This window comes from Ruegeria discodermiae (assembly GCF_030758345.1).
GTDB lineage: Bacteria > Pseudomonadota > Alphaproteobacteria > Rhodobacterales > Rhodobacteraceae > Ruegeria_C.
Window position 1 is genome coordinate 1,303,542 of sequence record NZ_JAVAMO010000001.1, and the last position, 17,862, is coordinate 1,321,403.

Sequence of the window (17,862 nt, forward strand, 5' to 3'; positions counted from 1 at the left end):
TGTTGTGCGCCGGTCCTGATATGGTTCGGGAAGCAAGGCGCCGGTGTCAGCGCGTCGCAGTAACCCCCTTTGGCATGACCTCATAGCCCGGCTCTTCGGGCTCATCATCTGCCATTTCGGCCGGAAAGCCCGCGGCGCGGATGTCGAGGCCGGTGGCCTTTTCCAACCGCTTTATGATGTTGGGAGAGAGTTCTCGCGCGCCGAAACGGGCGATACCGTCATCGATGATATCGATCAGCAGCGGGTTGACCTCCAGCGGCACACCGGCGCGGTCGGCCACGTCCTGAAACAGCCCGATATCCTTCTTCACCAGATCCATGGTGAAAGAGATGTCGCGCGACCCGTTCAGGATCACTTGACTTTCGGTTTCATGCACAAAGGATGTGCCTGACGAGATCGCGATGGCCTCATAGGTCGTGTTCAGGTCCATACCAGCCGCCTTTGCGGTCACCAGCGCCTCGCAGCAGGTCACCAGATTGGCCGTGGCCAGGTAATTCGTGATCACCTTAAGCACCGAGGCCGAGCCCAACTCGCCGGTATGCAGGATGCGTCGGCCCATGGTTTTCAAAAACGGCGCGATCCGCTCGAAGGTGGCGCGATCACAGCCCGCAAAGATCGAGATATTGCCGGTGGCCGCGCGGTGACAGCCGCCCGAAACCGGGCAATCCACCGCCGCCCCGCCCCGCTCAATCACCATCGCGCCAAGGCGCTTGACCTCGGCCTCATCCGTGGTCGACATCTCCATCCAGATCTTGCCGGGCCGGATCTCAGGCAGCATCTGAGCCATCACCGCATCCGAGGCGGCAGGCGATGGCAGGCAGGTGATCACGGCGTCGCAATCGCGCATCAACTGGGCGGGGCTTTCGCCACCTTGGGCACCGCGCGCGACAAAATCGCTGACCAGTTCATCATTGAGGTCATGCACGCTTAGGTCGATCCCGTTTCGCAACAGCGACCCGGACAGCTTGCCGCCCACATTGCCCAGCCCGATGAACCCTACTTTCATACCGTCCCCTCCCTTAGCGGTTTCGCTCAGGCGAGCACGAACGGGTGGGTCCCGTCCTGCTGCTACGCGACGTGCTGCGGTCGCTTTTGCGCCTTGAGCGCAACTCGACCTAGGCCGCCCGCCGATTACCAAAGCGTAGGCGGTCGCCGGTTGACTCGTTTTCTCGACCTTGAATCGGTCGATCCAGTTGCGACTCGTTGCGTCAGCAAGTCTTGCAGTAAGCGGTAGAACGTGGCGCGCGAGGGCAGCATCAAGGCCGAGCGCCTTTAGAACACGGGCAAGAGTTTCCTGTGGGGACTGCGCCAGCCCCTCATAGCTGATCCGCAATGGCGCCACGCGTTCCCGCGCAAACCAGTCCTCCCACGCGGCGTCCATGGCAGCGAGGTCAGCCATGTGCCCCGCAATCTCCGCGCTGTCGTATCTGGGCACCCGCGGAGGTCCAAGGCGTTCCAGTTCCGAACCGTCCGCAGCACGATGCCACAGCCCGGTCTGCTCGGCCATCACCCAAGAGACCGCCTGAGCGAGCGCATCCGAGCGGTGCAGATAGATGAACAGCGTTCGACCAAAAGCGGCCTTGATGCGGTCGACATCATTTATGTGACCGGGACAAAGCAGGCCCGCCTGTTTGAGGAAGTAGGCGAAACTCGGCTGCTGCATGCGCAGACCAAAAACACCGGTGTCACCAGTGCCTTTGTTGCGCGCGCACTCGAACACGGCGTGCAGAGCCTCTTTGCGCGTGCCAAAGCTGTGATTGGGAAGCCCATAAAAGTCCAGCCAGCGCTCAAGCGAAGGTTGATAGAATAGAGAGTCGGGCCGCCCTGCGATGCCCGTCTCCTTGAGAAGCATGCACAGCAACGTGCTGCCACTGCGTGGGCTGGTGCAGATCATGTAGGAGCGGGACTCGGGCATGGGCCGGGTATAGCAACCACCGGTCGGTCGAGAAACCTGTGGTCCGGCTCAGGCACATCCCGTTGAGGTCAAGGAGCCGCCATTCTAAGGCGACCCGAAAGTCCACGATTATGCCGCTGGAAGACACCGGGCCGTCGCTTTTTCACTTCGCGGCGATTGATCTGGTGCGTTGCGCTTGACAAGGCCAGTGCCGGTGCCGCATGTCGCTGGCGTTGGTGTCCTCGAAAGAGGATGAAAAGGGAATGTGCCAGCGGCCGGGAAAGAAACCCGAACTGCTAAGCACAGCCGCCCCCGCGACCGTGACCGGAGAGGCTGCCCAAAGTCACTGGCCCAAAAGGCCGGGAAGGCAGGACAGCCACCGGGGCCGACAGGCCTCGACATCCGCAAGCCGGGAGACCTGCCAGCACCCGAACTGAAACCGGACGGGGTGTGCCGGTGACGGGTCCATGTGTTGCAGCGTGGCCCGCATGTACCCCGTCCCCCACCGCCCGAGGGGGATGAGACGTGACTGACCAAACACCAGTGGAACTGCTGGTCTGTACCACCTGCCGCCGTGGCCTCGCCATCGAGGATGACGCTCAGCGCCCCGGCAGGCTGCTCCATGACGCGCTGACCCAAGCTGACCTGCCCGAGGGTGTGCACCTGAAACCAGTGGAATGCCTGTCGAACTGCGACCAGGGCTGTTCCATTGTTTTACGTGGCGGGCCGGACCGCTGGACCTTTGTCTATGAAAATCTGAACGAAACCGATCATGTCGACGTCATTGTCGAAGGTGCCACCAGGTATCTGGCCACCCAGGATGGTTTGGTCAAATGGCGCGAACGCCCCGAGCATTTCCGTAAAAACTGCGCCTCGCGCATTCCCCCGATTGGAGTCTGAGAATGAGCACCCTTGAAAAACTCCCTGTCACCGTGATCACCGGATTTCTGGGCTCGGGCAAAACCACGCTGGTGCGCCACCTGATGCAGAACCCGCAAGGCAAGCGTCTGGCTGTTGTCGTCAACGAGTTCGGCGATGTTGGCGTGGATGGCGATATCCTGAAGTCCTGCGCCATCCCAGATTGCCCGGCGGAAAACATCATGGAACTGGCCAATGGCTGCATCTGCTGCACCGTGGCCGATGATTTTATACCGACCATCGAGGCGCTGATGGCGCTTGAACCGCGCCCCGAGCATATCCTGATCGAAACCTCCGGTCTGGCGCTACCCAAGCCCCTGCTGAAAGCGTTCGACTGGCCCGATATCCGCTCGAAAATCACCGTGGACGGTGTGATCGCTCTGGCCGATGCCGAGGCTGTCGCGGCAGGCCGGTTTGCCCCGAATGTTGAGGCCGTAGATGCCCAGCGCCTGGCGGATGACTCGATTGACCACGAAACGCCTCTGTCCGAGGTGTTCGAGGATCAGATTTCTTGCGCTGATATCATCCTGCTGACCAAGCCCGATCTGGCCGGTCCCGAAGGCGTGGCCAAGGCCAAAGAGATCATCGCGGCCGAGGCCCCGCGCCCTCTGCCCGTGGTCGAAGTCGCCGAAGGCGTGGTCGACGTGCGCGTGGTCCTGGGTCTGGAAGCAGCCGCCGAGGATGACATGGACGACCGTCCCAGCCATCACGATGGCCATGACGATCACGAGCATGACGATTTCGAAAGCATCGTCGTCGAGCTGCCCGAACAGAGCGACCCGGCTGAGCTGGTCGCCAATATCGAACGACTGGCCAAAGAGCTGAACATCCTGCGGGTCAAAGGCTATGCCGCCGTCACGGGCAAACCGATGCGGCTGCTGGTCCAAGCCGTTGGCGCGCGCGTGCGCCATCAGTATGACCGCCCGTGGAAACCCGATGAAGCGCGCCGTTCACGGCTGGTGGTCATTGCCGAGCATGACAACATCAACGAGGGCGCGATCCGCGATATCCTCATCGGCCTGTCCGAGCCTGCCGAGTAACCGATGCACGTCGTCTTCCGCGAAAGCCACGGGTTAGAGGAAACGGAGACCCCAACCGATCTGGGCCAGAGCCCGGCGGATCTGGTAGTGCTGTCCTTCTCGGACAGTGACCTCGGCGCTTTTGCGGCAGGCTGGCATCGTGGCGGCGGGCCCGAGGGGCGGATGCCGACCCTGAGGCTCGCCAACCTGACCGCGCTGAAACATCCCCTGTCTGTCGACACCTATGTGGAACAGACGCTGGAGGGGGCCAAAGGCATCCTGATCCGCCTGATCGGCGGCGTGCCTTACTGGTCTTACGGACTGCAGCAGGTTCTGGCATTGGCACAGCAAAAGGGCCTCGCCTTGGCGGTTCTGCCCGCCGATGGGCGCGAGGATACGCGGCTTGATGCCTATTCCACCCTACCCGTCTCGACGCTCAGGCGGCTGGCGCATCTGTGTGACACCGGCGGCGAGGTGGCCGCGCAGGCGGCGCTGGCACAGATGGCGCTGGCAACCGGGCTCTATGCCGGGCCGGTCATGGGCGCCAAGACGATTCCCGAATGTGGCGCATGGTGCCCCGATCGCGGTGTGATCGCCCCCGAGACGGGTTTTGAGGCGGACAAACCGCGCATTCTGATCAGCTTCTACCGCGCTTACCTGACCTCCGCCGATACCGCCCCCATTGCCGCGCTGATCCGAGCCTTCCGGGCGCGCGGGTTTGAGGCGGTCGGGCTTTTTGCGCCCTCGCTGAAAGCGCCCCGCGCGGCGGGTTGGCTGTCAGAACAGGTGGTCGCGCTTGCACCCGCCGCCATCATCAACGCTACCTCGTTTTCGGGCAAAGGCGCATCCGGTAAGTCACCACTGGATGCCGCCGGGGTTCCCGTGTTTCAGGTTGCCTTGTCCACCTCGCGCCGCAAGGCCTGGGAAGAAGCAGAGCGAGGTCTCTCGCCCGCCGATCTGGCCATGCACGTGGTCTTGCCCGAGGTGGACGGGCGCATCTCGGCGGGCATCGCGTCCTTCAAAGAACCGGGCAAGCGCGACCCCGATCTGGAATATTCCCGCTTCGCCCATCGGGCCGAGCCGGAGCGGATTGAGGCCATCATCGACCGCGTGTCGGGCTGGCTGAACCTCAACACCAAAGCGAAAGCCGAACAGGTGCCCGCGTTTGTCCTGTCGACCTACCCCGGCAAGGACTGGCAGATGGCCCATGCGGTAGGTCTGGACGCGCTCGCCTCGGCTGAGGCGATGCTGTGTGATCTTCACGAGGACGGCTATGACACGGCACCGGCGGAGCCAATTGCAGACACATTGCCGGGCGCGCGGATTTTGTGGCCGCTGGAGGACTATCTGGCAGCCCTTGGCGAACTGCCGGAGCCACTGCGCACCGACCTCGAAACCGTCTGGGGCAAGCCCGAGGACGATCCAATCTTTGTCGGAGATGCGTTCCACTTCGCCGCCCTCCAACGCGGCAAGGCGCTGGTTGCGTTGCAGCCCGAACGCGGCGCGACCGAGACGCGCGAGGACGAGTATCACGACCTGTCGCGCACCCCGCGCCATGGCTATGTGGCGTTTTATCTGTGGCTGCGAAAGGCCCTTGGCGCCGATGCTCTGATCCATATCGGTGCCCATGGCACGCTGGAATGGCTGCCCGGAAAGTCCGTCGCCTTGTCATCGCAGTGCTGGCCCGAGGCGCTGATCCGTGACCTGCCGGTGATCTATCCGTTCATCGTCAACGACCCCGGCGAGGCCGCCCAAGCCAAGCGCCGGATCGGGGCGGTGACGCTGGGCCATATCCCGCCCGCGTTGAAAGAAAGCGGCACGCCGGACCGGATGGTGCGGCTGGAGGCGCTGCTGGACGAATTTTCGAACGCCGACGGGCTGGACCCGAAACGCCGCGACCGCCTGCAGGCAGATATCCGCGACGAGGCGCAAGCGATCGGGCTGGAGAGCGATCTGGGTCTGGATCAGGCCACCTGCGGTGCCGAGGCCATCACCCGCATCGACCGCTTCGTCTGCGACATCAAGGAAAGCCAGTTCGGCGACGGGCTGCACATCTTTGGCCGCGTGCCCGAGGTCGCAGGCCCCTTTGATGCTGCCCACTCGGCAAAAGCTGAGCGCCGCGCCCTGCTGGATGCGCTCGCGGGCAAGCGGATCGACGCTGGCCCCTCCGGCTCGCCCTATCGCGGGCGCGACGATGTGCTGCCCACCGGGCGCAACCTCTATACGACCGATCCCCGCTCGGTGCCGACACGGGCGGCCTTTGCACAGGGTGTGAAACTTGCTGAAGAACTGGTGCGGCGGCATTTGCAGGAAGAAGGCGATTTTCCCAAAGGGCTGATCGTCGATCTCTGGGGCTCGGCCACCATGCGCACGGCGGGTGAAGAATTTGCCATGGCGCTGCACCTGCTGGGTGTGAAACCGGTCTGGGATAAGGGCTCGGAACGCGTCTCGGGTGTCGAAGTGCTACCGATCACCGATCTGGACCGTCCCCGCCTGGACGTGACTCTCAGGGTGTCGGGCCTGTTCCGCGATGTGTTCCCGACGCTGTCGGCGCTTTACGGGCAAGCAATCCGCGCGTTAAGCGCGCGCGACGAGGCCGCCGACTGGAACCCCTATGCCGGGCGGGCCCCTGCCGCACGCGTCTATGGGCCAGCGCCGGGCAGCTACGGGCTGGGCATGGGGCATCTCAGCGAAACCTATACCGATGACGCCCGCAAGGGCGCTGGCGACGCCTGGCTGGATGCCAGCGCCTTTGCCTTGGAGGGCGAGCATATTGTCCGCGACGCCGACGGCATCCGCGACCGCGTGACCCAAGCGGACAGTTTCGTGCATCCGCAGGACCTGGCCGAATCCGACCTGTTGCTGGCCAACGACTATGCCACTCATGAGGGCGGGTTTGCGGCGGCCAAGGCTGTGACCGGCGGCAGCGCCAAGCTCTACCATCTCGACAACACCAACCCGGCGACGCCCCGCGCCCGCACCCTGCCCGAGGAAATCGCCCGCGTGGTGCGTGCCCGCGCGGCCAATCCAGGCTGGATCGCGGGCATGCAGCGCCACGGTTTCCGCGGTGCCGCCGAAATCGCCGCAACGCTGGATCATATGGCGAGCTTTGCGCATCTGTCTGACAGCGTCGCGCCGCATCTCTTTGACCTCTATCACGATGCCACCTTGGGCGATCCTGATGTGGATGCCTTTCTGCAGGAGGCCAATCCGCAGGCACATCAGGCCATGTCCGACAAGTTCCGCGCGCTTTACGAGGCCGGGCTTTGGGACACCCGCCGCAACTCGATCCGCGCCGGGCTGGAGGCAGGCTCATGACCGCCCCCGTGGTGCAGGGATGGTGCCCCGGCGCCCATCGTCCGATGATGTCCGGCGACGGGCTGGTCGTGCGGGTGCGGCCCCGGCTGGCGCGGTTGAGCGCCGATCAGGCCCTGGGCCTTTGTGCGGCAGCCGAGCGGTTTGGCAATGGCACCATCGACCTGACCAACCGCGCCAATCTGCAACTGCGCGGCGTGGCCGAACCCGATCATCAGACCCTGCTGGAGGAGTTGTCGGCACTTGGTCTGCTGGACGCCGAGCCGGGCATCGAGGTAAAGCGCAACATTCTGGTCTCACCGCTTTATCGGCAGGACGACCTGACGGCGCGGCTGACGCAGGAACTGATCGACCGTTTGGACCAGTTGCCCGCCCTGCCCGCGAAATTTGGATTTGCCATCGATACCAGTCGCGAGCGTCTGCTGGCACGCGACTCTGCCGATATCCGGATCGAGCGTGGTCAGGATGGGCTGATCCTGCGGGCTGACGGGGCCGAAACCGGGCGGACCGTGACCGAGCGCGATGCGATCACCCGGTTGATCGAGCTTGCCTGCTGGTTCTCGCAAAACGCCACGCCGGAGGCGCGACGCATGGCGCGGCTGATTGGCTCAACAGCCCTGCCCACCAAGTGGCAAGGCAACAAACCGGGGCCGCAAGGCAAGCGGATCGAGCCGGGCCAGACTGCCCTGGGTCCGCTCTATGGCGCGCCCTTCGGCCAGCTTCTCGCACGGGGCTTGTCCGACCTGATCAACGCGTCCGGGGCCTCGGCGCTGCGTGTCACGCCCTGGCGGCTGTTCCTGCTGGAAGGCGGGGCGGCGCTCACTCCTGCGGAGTTTGTGACCAGCGGCACAGATCCGCTCATGACAACCGACGCCTGCCCCGGCGCCCCACTCTGTCCGCAGGCGCAAGTGGAAACGCGGGCGCTGGCCCGGGCATTGGCCCCACGTACAGGCGGCGCTTTGCATGTCTCGGGCTGCGCCAAGGGCTGCGCCCGGATCGCCCCGAGTGACCTGACATTGGTGGGCCGCGACGGTCGATTTGATCTTGTCAAACAGGGCCGCGCAGGGGATGAGCCCTGCCAGCGCGGCCTGACCGCCCAAGACCTCATGAGTATGGACCTGACCTGATGCCTTATGAATACGAAACCGATGGCGCGGCGATCTACAAGCAAAGCTTTGCCACGATCCGGTCCGAGGCTGACCTGACCCGCTTTGACGCCGATGAGGAGCAGGTGGCCGTGCGCATGATCCACGCCGCCGGCATGGTCGGGCTGGAAGCCTTCGTACATTTCTCGCCCGGTTTCGTCACCGCCGCCCGTACCGCGCTGGAAGCGGGCGCGCCGATCCTGTGTGATGCGCGGATGGTCAGCGAAGGTGTCACACGGTTCCGCCTGCCTGCCGAGAACGAGGTGATCTGCACCCTGCATGACGAGCGCGTGCGCCCCTTGGCCGCCGAGATGGGCAATACCCGCTCGGCGGCAGCGCTGGAGCTCTGGCGCCCGCATCTGGCTGGCGCGCTGGTGGCCATCGGCAATGCGCCCACGGCCCTGTTTCACCTGCTGAACATGCTCGAAGACCCCGATTGCCCGCGCCCCGCCGCCATCATTGGCTGCCCAGTGGGATTCGTCGGCGCGGTGGAAAGCAAGGACGCCCTGTGGGAGGCACAGCCGGTCCCCTCCTGCATCGTCAAGGGCCGTCTGGGCGGTTCTGCGATCTCCGTGGCCGCCATCAACGCCATCGCGAGTCGCGCCGAATGAGCGTTGGCACCATATATGGCCTCGGCCTCGGCCCCGGTGATCCGGACCTCATGAGCGTCCGCGCCGACCGGCTGCTGCGCGGCGCGCAGCATGTGGCCTATTTTCGCAAAGCGGGCCGCACCGGGCAGGCCCGCAAGATCGTCAATGGCATGATCCCCGAAACGGCCACTGAATTCCCGATGGAATACCCGGTGACCACGGAAATCGCGGTGACCGATCCGCGCTATAACGAATTGCTGGCGGATTTCTACGAAGACTGCACCGCGCGGCTAAAGGACCTGTCGGATCAGGGCGAGAGCGTGGTTGTCCTCTGCGAGGGCGATCCGTTCTTCTACGGATCTTTCATGCATCTTTACAGTCGCTTGCGCGACGAAGCTCCGGTAGAGGTGGTGCCCGCGATCACCGGAATGTCCGGCGCTTGGACGGCGACGGGAGATCCCATCACCTGGGGAGATGATGTGCTGACCGTGCTGGTCGGCACCCTGCCCGAGACGGCGCTGGTGGAACGCATGGCGCAGACCGACGCGCTGGTGGTGATGAAGATCGGACGCAATATCGACAAGGTGAAACGGGCGCTGAAATCCGCCGGGCTCTATGACCGGGCCTGGATCGTGGAATATGCGCAGATGCCCAATCAGACGGTCACCAAGCTCAGCGAGGCCTGTGACGGGATCACGCCCTATTTCTCGATCATCATCGTGCATGGGCAAGGACGGCGGCCATGAGCGGTTGGGTCAGGATCGCGGGGCTTGGCCCCGGCGATGCCGCATTGGTCACGCCCGAGGTCAGCGACGCCTTGGCCAAGGCCACCGATGTGGTGGGCTACATTCCCTATGTTGCGCGGGTGGCCGAACGCGCGGGGCTGACCCTGCATGCCTCGGACAACCGGGTTGAAATCGACCGCTCGCAACATGCCTTGCAAATGGCGGCCGAAGGCAAGCGCGTGGTGGTGGTCTCCTCCGGCGATCCCGGCGTGTTTGCGATGGCCTCTGCGGTGTTCGAAGCGGTTGAAAATGGCCCCGTCGTCTGGCGCGATCTTGAGATTTCAGTGCTGCCCGGCATCACCGCCATGCTGGCCGCCTCGGCCCGCGCAGGCGCACCGCTGGGCCATGATTTCTGCACCATCAACCTCAGCGACAATCTCAAGCCCTGGGGCCTGATCGAAAAGCGCCTGCGCCTCGCCGCGCAGGCGGATTTCGCAATGGCCTTCTACAACCCGCGCTCGAAATCCCGCCCCGAAGGCTTTGTGAAGACACTGGAAATCCTGCGCGAGGAATGTGAGCCCGAGCGGCTGATCCTGTTCGCCCGCGCGGTTTCGACCCCGGATGAAGCGCTGAACATCTCGACGCTGGGTGAGGCCACGCCCGAGATGGCCGATATGCGTACCATGGTGATCGTCGGCTCTTCGCGCACCAGGATCATCGAAAGGCAAGGTCCGCCAATCCTTTACACGCCAAGGTTCACCCCGGAATGAGCGAGCCAGTCCAAAACCTGATCCGGCGTGGCGCATTCGGTGCGCGCAGGCAGAACGGGTCGGTCGATCATCAGGACCGGCAGGCCCAGAACTCGCGCCGCGTCGATCTTGGCGCGCGCGCCGCTGCCGCCAGCGTTTTTGGAAATCAGCAATTCGATCTCGTGGCGGGCCATCAGCGCGATATCATCCTCCAGCGAGAAGGGGCCTCGTGCGACCACCACATCCGCATCAGGCAGCGGGAGGTATCCCGGCTCATCCACCAGCCGAAGCAAATAGCGGTGCTGAGGCTGGGCGGCGAACGCATCCAGATGCAGGCGTCCAACCGCAAGGAAGACCCGTTTGGCCGGTCCTGCCAGTGCGCCGACCGCATCAGCGATATCCGCAACCCGCTGCCATCTGTCACCCGCGCGCTCCTGCCATTCCGGGCGCGCCAGCGCCGCAAGGGCCGTAGCGGTCTGCGCGCAGGCAGCAACCGCGTTGCGACTCATCTGGGCGGCAAACGGGTGGGTGGCGTCGATCACATGGGTCACGGCGTTGTCGCGGATATGAGCGCAGAGGCCCTCGACACCTCCAAAGCCGCCGATCCGGGTTGGCAGGGGCTGCGGGCGCGGTGTCTCCACCCGGCCCGCATAAGAATAGGTTGCGTTCAGGCCCCGATCGGCAAGCGCGCGGGCCAGCGCGTTGGCCTCACTTGTGCCGCCCAGGATCAGAATGTTGGGGTTCGCGGGGTGCGACATGGCTGAGCATCCGTGGCTGACCGTCATCGGTTTGGGCGAAGATGGACCGGATGGCCTGCCCCCCGCAAGCCGCCAAATTCTCGACAGCGCCGAGGTGGTGATGGGCCCGCCCCGCCACCTGTCTATGATCCCCGAAAGTGCGGCGGAACGGGTGGAATGGCCGGTGCCATTCTCGGACGGGTTGCCGCTGCTCGAACGCCTTCGGGGCAAGCGGGTTGTGGTGCTGGCCTCAGGCGATCCTTTCTGGTTTGGTGCGGGGAGCGTGATCGCGCGGCACTTCGAGCCGAACGAATGGACCGCCCTGCCCGGCCAATCGAGCTTCTCGCTGGCTGCCGCCCGCCTTGCCTGGCCTCTGGAACAGGTGCTGACGCTGGGCCTGCATGCCGCTCCGCTCACCCGCTTGCGCCCGCATCTGTCGCCGGGCGTGCGGATGCTGGTCCTTCTGCGGGATGGCGCGGCGGTTCAGACCCTCGCCGATTGGCTGAACGAGATGGGGTTCGGCGACAGTCACCTCCATGTGCTAGAGGCGCTTGGCGGACCGCGCGAACGCCGCCGCTCGACAACGGCTGAAGCGCTGTCGTTTGATGACATCCAGCACCCGGTTTGCGTTGGCCTTGAGATAGACGGAGAAGGCCGCGCTATCTCCAAAGCGAGCGGGCTGCCGGATCAGGTCTTTGAAAGCGACGGGCAGATCACCAAACGCCCGATCCGGGCACTGACGCTGTCCGCGCTGGCTCCGAAACCGGGTGAGCATCTGTGGGATATCGGCGGCGGCAGCGGTTCGATCGGGATCGAATGGCTGCTGCGCCATGACAGCCTGACGGCAACCACGATCGAGCCCCGCGCCGAAAGGGCGGAGCGCATCCGCCGCAACGCCGACGCTTTGGGGGTCGACCGGTTGAACGTGGTGCAGGGCGAAGCGCCGGAGGCACTGGCCGGTTTGCCCATGCCCTATGTCGTCTTTGTCGGCGGCGGGCTGAGTGCGGCCTTGCTGGAATGGCTCAAAGCCAATCTGCCAGGCGGCACAAGGCTGGTCGCCAATGCGGTGACACTGGAAAGCGAGGCACTGCTGGCTCATTGGCACGAAAAGCTGGGCGGCGATTTGCTGCGGATCGAATTGGCGCAGGCAGGTCCGCTGGGGCCGCGCCGGGGCTGGAAAGCGGCCTATCCGGTGGTGCAATGGAGTGTGACGCTATGATCGTGGCCGGGATCGGGTTTGCCTCTGCCGCGACCGCAGAAAGCCTGCATGATGTCTATCAGCGTGCGGCACAAGATCACTTTGTTACCGCGCTGGCCACGGCCGATGACAAGGCGGCGCACCCTGCTCTGACCGCTTTGGCCGCCGACCTGCACCTGCCGGTTCTGCGTGTTGAGGCCGATGCGCTCAGCGCCACCAGAACACTTACCCAATCGCAACGCAGCGCGACCGAGCGCGGCACCGGCAGCGTGGCCGAGGCCGCGGCCCTTGCCGCAGCCGGGCCGGATGCGCGGCTGATCGCCCCCAGACATATCTCGACCGACCGCCTCGCCACCTGCGCGGTCGCCATCGGAGGACAGACATGACCGTACACTTCATCGGCGCCGGGCCGGGCGCCGCCGACCTGCTGACCCTGCGCGGGCGCGACATCATCGCCGCCTGCCCGGTCTGCCTTTATGCCGGGTCCCTGGTGCCGGAAGAGATTCTTTCCCATTGCCCCGAGGGCGCGAAGATCATCAACACCGCACCGATGGATCTGGATCAGATCATGGGCGAGATCGCCGCCGCCCATGCCGAGGGCCAGGATGTGGCGCGGCTGCATTCCGGGGATCTGTCGGTCTGGTCTGCCATGGGCGAGCAGATCAGGCGACTGAAAGCGATGGGCATTCCCGTCAGCGTCACCCCCGGCGTGCCGTCTTTCGCCGCCGCGGCCGCCGCTTTGGGAACGGAACTGACCCTGCCCGGGCTGGCGCAATCGGTGGTGCTGACCCGCACGCCGGGGCGCGCCTCGTCCATGCCCGAAGGTGAAACACTGAAGAACTTCGCCCGCACCGGGGCGACGCTGGCCATTCACCTGTCGATCGGCAACTTGGACACGGTTATCGGTGATCTGACCCCGGCTTATGGCGCGGATTGCCCTGTGGCTGTGGTGTATCGCGCAAGCTGGCCTGATGAGCGGATCGTCCGCGCTACGCTTGCGACCCTCAAAGAGGCGCTGGACGAAAGCATCTCGCGCACCGCGCTCATCCTGGTTGGCCCGGCTTTGGCAGGCGAAGGCTTTGACGAAAGCAGTCTTTATTCCAAGACCTATGACCGCCGCTACCGGCCGCAAAGCGCCGACAGCCCGTGGTCGAGCTGGAGCCATGGGGATGACTGAGGCGATGACAAACCCTCCCGGCCTGCTGATCTCGGCCCCCTCATCGGGGACCGGCAAGACCACGGTGATGCTGGGGCTGCTCCGGGCGCTGGCCGAAGACGGTCTGGCGGTGCAGCCCTTCAAGAGCGGGCCGGATTACATCGACCCGGCCTTTCATCTGGCGGCGGCGAAACGTGCCTCGTTCAACCTCGATACGTGGGCGATGGATGAGGCTCTGTTGGGCGGCATAGCGGCACAGGTGGCGGGAGCGGATATCGTGGTGGCCGAAGGCTCCATGGGGCTGTTCGACGGGGTGGCAAAGCCGGGAGAGACCGGCCACGGCACCAGCGCCGAGACCGCGCTGCGCATGGGCTGGCCGGTTGTTCTGGTGCTGGATGTTAGCGGTCAAGCGCAATCGGCGGCGGCCACGGCGCTGGGGTTTCGGATGTACAACCCCGACCTGCCCTTTGCCGGTGTGATCCTGAATCGCTGCGCCAGCCCGCGCCATGAACGCCTGACCCGGCTGGGTATGGAGCGTGCGGGCCTGCCGGTGCTGGGCGTACTGCCGCGCCGGGGCGATCTGACCCTGCCCGAACGGCATCTGGGTCTGATCCAGGCGGTGGAACATCCCGATCTGGAAAGCGCCATCGCGGGCTATGCGGCTTTTTTGCGCGAACATGTCGATCTGGAGGCAATCAAAGGGGCAGCGTCTTCCTCAGGCCCCAAGGGGCCATCGTCAGCCGCGCTGCCGCGCCCTCCGGCGCAACGGATCGCGCTGGCCCGTGATGCCGCGTTTTCCTTCACCTACCCGCATCTTCTGGAAGGATGGCGCGCAGCAGGGGCCGAGATCCTGCCGTTCTCGCCGCTGGCTGATGAGGCCCCGGCAGCAGATGCCGATCTGGTCTGGCTGCCCGGCGGCTACCCGGAACTGCATGCGGGCACGCTTGCCGGGGCGCGGACCTATCTGACCGGCCTGCGCAGACATGCCGAAACCAAACCCGTGCATGGGGAATGCGGTGGCTATATGGCATTGGGTGAGGCCCTGATCGACAATGAGGGCAACCGGCACGAGATGGCGGGGCTGCTCGGGCTGGTGACCTCTTATGAGAAGCGCAAATTCAACCTTGGCTACCGCAAGGCCACCCTGAGCGCGCCAATGCCCGGCTTTGAAGCCGGAGCCGCCTTGCGCGGGCATGAATTCCACTATTCCTCGATTGTCGAACAGCCCGATGCGCCGCTGGCCCGCGTTGTCGATGCCGAAGGTGTGGAAGGCCCGCAAACCGGATCGCGGCGCGGCAATGTGACGGGCACCTTCTTTCACCTGATCGCCGAGGCGTGCTCATGACCGGGTTTGTGTCTTTTGTCGGTTCCGGCCCCGGTGACCCCGAACTGCTGACCCTCAAGGCGGTGGACCGGCTGCAACAGGCTGACGCGGTTCTGTTTGACGATCTGAGCAGCGGCCCGATCCTGAGCCATGCGCGCGAAGAGGCCGATCTGGTGGGCGTGGGCAAGCGAGCCGGTCGCCCCTCGCCCAAACAGGACCATGTGAGCCGCCTGTTGGTGGAATATGCGCAGACCGGCGCCCGCGTGGTGCGGCTGAAATCCGGCGATGGCGGCATGTTCGGGCGGTTGGAGGAGGAGTTGGTGGCCTTGCGCGATGCCGGGATCGGATACGAAATCATCCCCGGCATTCCATCGGCCTGCGCAGCAGCGGCAGCAGCGGGCATCCCGTTGACCCGGCGTTTGACCGCCCGGCGGGTGCAATTCGTGACCGGTCATGATGTCAGCGGCAAGCTACCCGAGGACCTGAACCTGACTGCGCTCGCTGACCCGATGGCCACCACGGTGGTTTTCATGGGCAAACGTACCTTTCCGCTGCTGGTTGAGGCGCTGCTCGCAAAGGGCCTGCCGCTGGACACTCCCGCGCTGCTGGCCGAATCCGTCTCGACCCCGGATCAGGCGCTGCATCGGACGACGATGGGGGATCTGTCGAAAAAACTGACCGCTGAAATCGGCGCTGCCCCTGCGTTAATCCTCTATGGGCCGCTTGCCGATGAATGAATGCCGCTTTTGGGGTTGACCCAATTGGGGCAGGCAAGACAAGAGTGCAGATACGGTGCTCGGGCCGCGAGGTCCGGGGAAAAGGGAATGGGGTGCAAATCCCCGACTGCCCCCGCAACTGTAATCGGGAAGCAAGCGTGGCAATCGCCACTGGCACACCGCCGGGAAGGCCCTCGCTTGTGACGATCCGTGAGTCAGGAAACCTGCCGTGATTGGAAACAGCCGGACAACCGGCACACGTATCCGCCGGGGATGGCGGGAAGGAGACAGTAAATGCATATCGAACCGGGCGTCGTGCATGGCGCAAAAATGGTTTTCGCCTACGGCACAGCAGCCGCTGCCGCTGGGTATTCTCTGAAACTGATCGCAGACGATCTGAAAGAACGCGCCGCGACCTCGTTCATTGCGCGTTCCATCGCCGCCACACTGGGCGTCTTTATCTTCTTCGAGGTGCTGCCGCATTTCCCGGTCGGCATTTCCGAGGTTCACTTCATTCTGGGGACCACGCTGCTGCTGATTCTGGGTGCGGCACCCGCTGCGGTTGGTCTGGCCGCTGGCCTGGCCATTCAGGGCCTGCTCTTCGCGCCCAGTGACGTGCCGATGTATTTCGTGAACATCACCACATTGCTGGTGCCGCTTTTTGGTATCCATGCGCTGGCCAAGCGCGCGCTGCCGCAGAACGTCGCCTATGTCGATCTGGGCTACACCGATGTTCTGAAACTGTCGGCAGCCTATCAGGGCGGCGTGATCGCCTGGGTCGCTTTCTGGGCCTTCTACGGTCAGGGGTTCGGTGCCGAGAATATGGCCGCCGTTGGCAGCTTTGGTCTGGCCTATATGCTGGTCGTGCTGATCGAGCCGGTCTTTGACCTCGCCGTTCTGGCCGGTGCCAAGTCGCTGAAAGGTATGAAGGGTTCTGGCCTGGTGACCCCGCGCCTCTATCACGCGGCCTGATCCAATCTAACGCGCAAAGGATGGCTCCGGCTCAACACAGGCCGGAGCCATTGTCTGTTATGCAAGAGCTTTTCCTGATCGGTATTGGCACCGGCAACCCGGATCACGTGACCCGCGAGGGCGCGCGCGCGATCTGTGAGGCGGACCTGATCCTGATCCCCCGCAAAGGCAGCGGCAAAGAGGATCTGGCCGGTCTGCGTGAGCAGATCATCACCGATCTGAGCGATACCCCGCCGCCGTTGGCCCATTTCGATATTCCCAAGCGCCGCGCCAACGCCGGTTACCTGCAAGGGGTCGAGGACTGGCATGACGCCATTGCGCAGCGCTGGCAGGAGGCCATTGCGCGCCACAAGGACGCAAAGCGTGTCGCCCTGCTGATCTGGGGTGATCCCTCGCTCTATGACAGTTCGCTGCGCATCGCCGACCGGCTGGAGCCGAAACCGGCGATCCGGGTCATTCCCGGCATCACCGCCATTCAGGCGCTGACCGCCGCTCATGCGATTCCGATCAACGAGTTGGGTGCGCCCTATATCGTCACAACCGGACGCCGCATACGGGACGAGGGCTGGCCTGACCCGGTCACCTCTGTCGCCGTGATGCTGGACGGTGAATGCTCGTTTCAGTCGCTCGATCCCGACCGCTATGACATCTGGTGGGGCGCGTTTGTCGGGATGCAGGAACAGATTCTGATCCATGGCCCGCTGCACGAGGTATCCCGGCAAATCATCGACACACGCGCCACAGCCCGCACCGAGCATGGCTGGATCATGGATATCTATCTGCTGCGCAAGCGCGCGGGCTGAGCGGGCCGTGTAATCCACGCAAATGTGATGCCGCCTTCCCCCATAACATGGCATCAAGGCGAAAAAGATCGGGAGAATGCCATGATCAGAATCGCTTGCCTTATTGTCGCGCTGGGGGTTGCCAGTATAGCTCATGCAAAAGACATGGTGGCGCGTGAGGGATGGGCGGTGCTGCCGACCGGTAAATCCTACGACCAACTCGTCACCGACGTGAAAGCTGCCGTGAAAGAGAACGGGCTGATCGTCGTGACCCAGGCCGGGCCGACCAAGGCGGCCGCAGCGCGCGGCATCACCATACCGGGCAATCGTGTCATTGGTGTCTTCAACAACGACTTTGCGGTGCGCGTTCTGAATACCTCAACCGCAGCGATGATCGAAGCGCCGATCCGGCTTTATGTGACCGAAAATGCAGACGGGACGGCCACGCTCTCCTACAAAACCCCGTCCTTTGTCTTTGCGCCCTATGCAGAGGGTGGCACCGAATTGCAGGCCATTGCACTAGAGCTGGATGGCCGCTTTGACGCCATCGCCAAGTCTGCCGTGACCTCACAGTGACGTGATTCCACTTGCCTCCGGACGCGCAACGCGCAATCTCCGCTCA

The 17,862-nt window shown here is 64.3% G+C and carries 17 protein-coding genes, 1 pseudogene and 2 riboswitches; of the genes and pseudogenes, 15 read left to right on the top strand and 3 right to left on the bottom strand.

Annotated features, from left to right (window positions below):
- Window positions 1-46 precede the first annotated feature (46 nt).
- Window positions 47-1,006 carry an NAD(P)-dependent oxidoreductase gene (locus Q5Y75_RS06690; RefSeq protein WP_306195720.1) on the bottom strand — a complete coding sequence of 320 codons (960 nt, stop codon included), beginning with the start codon at window positions 1,004-1,006 and terminating at the stop codon, window positions 47-49.
- A gap of 177 nt (window positions 1,007-1,183) precedes the next feature.
- Window positions 1,184-1,915: pseudogene (locus Q5Y75_RS06695) on the bottom strand (Stf0 family sulfotransferase); the annotation flags it as partial.
- Between the two features lie 196 nt (window positions 1,916-2,111).
- Window positions 2,112-2,334, top strand: a riboswitch (cobalamin riboswitch).
- 85 nt (window positions 2,335-2,419) lie between these two features.
- Here Q5Y75_RS06695 and Q5Y75_RS06700 point away from each other — a divergent pair.
- The 7 genes from Q5Y75_RS06700 to cobJ are packed head-to-tail and all read left to right on the top strand — an operon-like array spanning window position 2,420 to window position 10,376.
- On the top strand, window positions 2,420-2,794 hold the full coding sequence (locus tag Q5Y75_RS06700) for a DUF1636 family protein (RefSeq protein WP_306195539.1): 375 nt from the start codon (window positions 2,420-2,422) through the stop codon (window positions 2,792-2,794).
- A gap of 2 nt (window positions 2,795-2,796) precedes the next feature.
- A complete protein-coding gene (cobW, locus tag Q5Y75_RS06705; RefSeq protein ID WP_306195541.1) occupies window positions 2,797-3,852 on the top strand; it encodes a cobalamin biosynthesis protein CobW in 1,056 nt (351 codons plus the stop codon).
- A 3-nt stretch (window positions 3,853-3,855) separates the two neighbouring features.
- Window positions 3,856-7,149, top strand: a complete 3,294-nt coding sequence (cobN, locus tag Q5Y75_RS06710; protein WP_306195543.1) for a cobaltochelatase subunit CobN — start codon at window positions 3,856-3,858, stop codon at window positions 7,147-7,149.
- The gene (locus Q5Y75_RS06715) at window positions 7,146-8,273 is read left to right on the top strand and encodes a ferredoxin-like domain-containing protein (protein ID WP_306195545.1); all 1,128 of its coding nucleotides are present in this window, start codon (window positions 7,146-7,148) and stop codon (window positions 8,271-8,273) included. Before cobN ends, Q5Y75_RS06715 begins: the two co-directional genes overlap by 4 nt.
- Entirely contained in the window at window positions 8,273-8,902 is a 630-nt protein-coding gene (locus Q5Y75_RS06720) for a precorrin-8X methylmutase (RefSeq protein ID WP_306195547.1), read from the top strand. The genes Q5Y75_RS06715 and Q5Y75_RS06720 overlap by 1 nt, the downstream gene beginning before the upstream one ends.
- Window positions 8,899-9,627, top strand: a complete 729-nt coding sequence (locus tag Q5Y75_RS06725; protein ID WP_306195549.1) for a precorrin-2 C(20)-methyltransferase — start codon at window positions 8,899-8,901, stop codon at window positions 9,625-9,627. The genes Q5Y75_RS06720 and Q5Y75_RS06725 overlap by 4 nt, the downstream gene beginning before the upstream one ends.
- Entirely contained in the window at window positions 9,624-10,376 is a 753-nt protein-coding gene (gene cobJ / locus Q5Y75_RS06730; RefSeq protein WP_306195551.1) for a precorrin-3B C(17)-methyltransferase, read from the top strand. The genes Q5Y75_RS06725 and cobJ overlap by 4 nt, the downstream gene beginning before the upstream one ends.
- On the opposite strand, the gene Q5Y75_RS06735 is transcribed toward cobJ, so the two are convergent.
- The gene (locus Q5Y75_RS06735; RefSeq protein WP_306195553.1) at window positions 10,349-11,113 is read right to left on the bottom strand and encodes a cobalt-precorrin-6A reductase; all 765 of its coding nucleotides are present in this window, start codon (window positions 11,111-11,113) and stop codon (window positions 10,349-10,351) included. The two genes, cobJ and Q5Y75_RS06735, sit on opposite strands and share 28 nt — an antisense overlap.
- Between Q5Y75_RS06735 and cbiE the strand changes: the two genes are divergently transcribed.
- The 8 genes from cbiE (at window position 11,112) to Q5Y75_RS06775 (ending at window position 17,816) form a co-directional block, all read left to right on the top strand.
- Window positions 11,112-12,311: a precorrin-6y C5,15-methyltransferase (decarboxylating) subunit CbiE gene (gene cbiE, locus Q5Y75_RS06740; protein ID WP_306195555.1), complete on the top strand. Its 1,200-nt coding sequence runs from the start codon at window positions 11,112-11,114 to the stop codon at window positions 12,309-12,311. The two genes, Q5Y75_RS06735 and cbiE, sit on opposite strands and share 2 nt — an antisense overlap.
- On the top strand, window positions 12,308-12,676 hold the full coding sequence (locus Q5Y75_RS06745) for a cobalamin biosynthesis protein (RefSeq protein WP_306195722.1): 369 nt from the start codon (window positions 12,308-12,310) through the stop codon (window positions 12,674-12,676). Before cbiE ends, Q5Y75_RS06745 begins: the two co-directional genes overlap by 4 nt.
- Window positions 12,673-13,467 carry a precorrin-4 C(11)-methyltransferase gene (gene cobM / locus Q5Y75_RS06750; RefSeq protein ID WP_306195557.1) on the top strand — a complete coding sequence of 265 codons (795 nt, stop codon included), beginning with the start codon at window positions 12,673-12,675 and terminating at the stop codon, window positions 13,465-13,467. Before Q5Y75_RS06745 ends, cobM begins: the two co-directional genes overlap by 4 nt.
- Before the next feature lie 4 nt (window positions 13,468-13,471).
- Window positions 13,472-14,791 (top strand): cobyrinic acid a,c-diamide synthase CobB, encoded by a 1,320-nt coding sequence (locus Q5Y75_RS06755; RefSeq protein ID WP_306195559.1) that lies wholly within the window; start codon window positions 13,472-13,474, stop codon window positions 14,789-14,791.
- Window positions 14,788-15,507 (top strand): uroporphyrinogen-III C-methyltransferase, encoded by a 720-nt coding sequence (gene cobA / locus Q5Y75_RS06760; RefSeq protein WP_306195561.1) that lies wholly within the window; start codon window positions 14,788-14,790, stop codon window positions 15,505-15,507. Before Q5Y75_RS06755 ends, cobA begins: the two co-directional genes overlap by 4 nt.
- 36 nt (window positions 15,508-15,543) lie before the next feature.
- A riboswitch (cobalamin riboswitch) is annotated at window positions 15,544-15,732 on the top strand.
- Between the two features lie 48 nt (window positions 15,733-15,780).
- Entirely contained in the window at window positions 15,781-16,458 is a 678-nt protein-coding gene (locus tag Q5Y75_RS06765) for an energy-coupling factor ABC transporter permease (RefSeq protein WP_306195563.1), read from the top strand.
- A gap of 59 nt (window positions 16,459-16,517) precedes the next feature.
- Window positions 16,518-17,261 carry a precorrin-6A synthase (deacetylating) gene (gene cobF, locus Q5Y75_RS06770; protein ID WP_306195565.1) on the top strand — a complete coding sequence of 248 codons (744 nt, stop codon included), beginning with the start codon at window positions 16,518-16,520 and terminating at the stop codon, window positions 17,259-17,261.
- A gap of 81 nt (window positions 17,262-17,342) precedes the next feature.
- On the top strand, window positions 17,343-17,816 hold the full coding sequence (locus Q5Y75_RS06775; RefSeq protein WP_306195567.1) for a DUF302 domain-containing protein: 474 nt from the start codon (window positions 17,343-17,345) through the stop codon (window positions 17,814-17,816).
- Window positions 17,817-17,862: the final 46 nt, after the last annotated feature.

Coding starts and splice junctions, on each gene's coding strand:
- Q5Y75_RS06690 (WP_306195720.1), bottom strand. CDS start 1,006: ATGAAAGTAGGGTTCATCGGGCTGGGCAATGTGGGCGGCAAGCTGTCC.
- Q5Y75_RS06775 (WP_306195567.1), top strand. CDS start 17,343: ATGATCAGAATCGCTTGCCTTATTGTCGCGCTGGGGGTTGCCAGTATA.
- cobA (WP_306195561.1), top strand. CDS start 14,788: ATGACCGGGTTTGTGTCTTTTGTCGGTTCCGGCCCCGGTGACCCCGAA.
- Q5Y75_RS06745 (WP_306195722.1), top strand. CDS start 12,308: ATGATCGTGGCCGGGATCGGGTTTGCCTCTGCCGCGACCGCAGAAAGC.
- cobJ (WP_306195551.1), top strand. CDS start 9,624: ATGAGCGGTTGGGTCAGGATCGCGGGGCTTGGCCCCGGCGATGCCGCA.
- Q5Y75_RS06715 (WP_306195545.1), top strand. CDS start 7,146: ATGACCGCCCCCGTGGTGCAGGGATGGTGCCCCGGCGCCCATCGTCCG.
- cobM (WP_306195557.1), top strand. CDS start 12,673: ATGACCGTACACTTCATCGGCGCCGGGCCGGGCGCCGCCGACCTGCTG.
- Q5Y75_RS06725 (WP_306195549.1), top strand. CDS start 8,899: ATGAGCGTTGGCACCATATATGGCCTCGGCCTCGGCCCCGGTGATCCG.
- cbiE (WP_306195555.1), top strand. CDS start 11,112: ATGGCTGAGCATCCGTGGCTGACCGTCATCGGTTTGGGCGAAGATGGA.
- cobF (WP_306195565.1), top strand. CDS start 16,518: ATGCAAGAGCTTTTCCTGATCGGTATTGGCACCGGCAACCCGGATCAC.
- Q5Y75_RS06765 (WP_306195563.1), top strand. CDS start 15,781: ATGCATATCGAACCGGGCGTCGTGCATGGCGCAAAAATGGTTTTCGCC.
- Q5Y75_RS06735 (WP_306195553.1), bottom strand. CDS start 11,113: ATGTCGCACCCCGCGAACCCCAACATTCTGATCCTGGGCGGCACAAGT.
- Q5Y75_RS06755 (WP_306195559.1), top strand. CDS start 13,472: ATGACAAACCCTCCCGGCCTGCTGATCTCGGCCCCCTCATCGGGGACC.
- Q5Y75_RS06720 (WP_306195547.1), top strand. CDS start 8,273: ATGCCTTATGAATACGAAACCGATGGCGCGGCGATCTACAAGCAAAGC.
- cobW (WP_306195541.1), top strand. CDS start 2,797: ATGAGCACCCTTGAAAAACTCCCTGTCACCGTGATCACCGGATTTCTG.
- cobN (WP_306195543.1), top strand. CDS start 3,856: ATGCACGTCGTCTTCCGCGAAAGCCACGGGTTAGAGGAAACGGAGACC.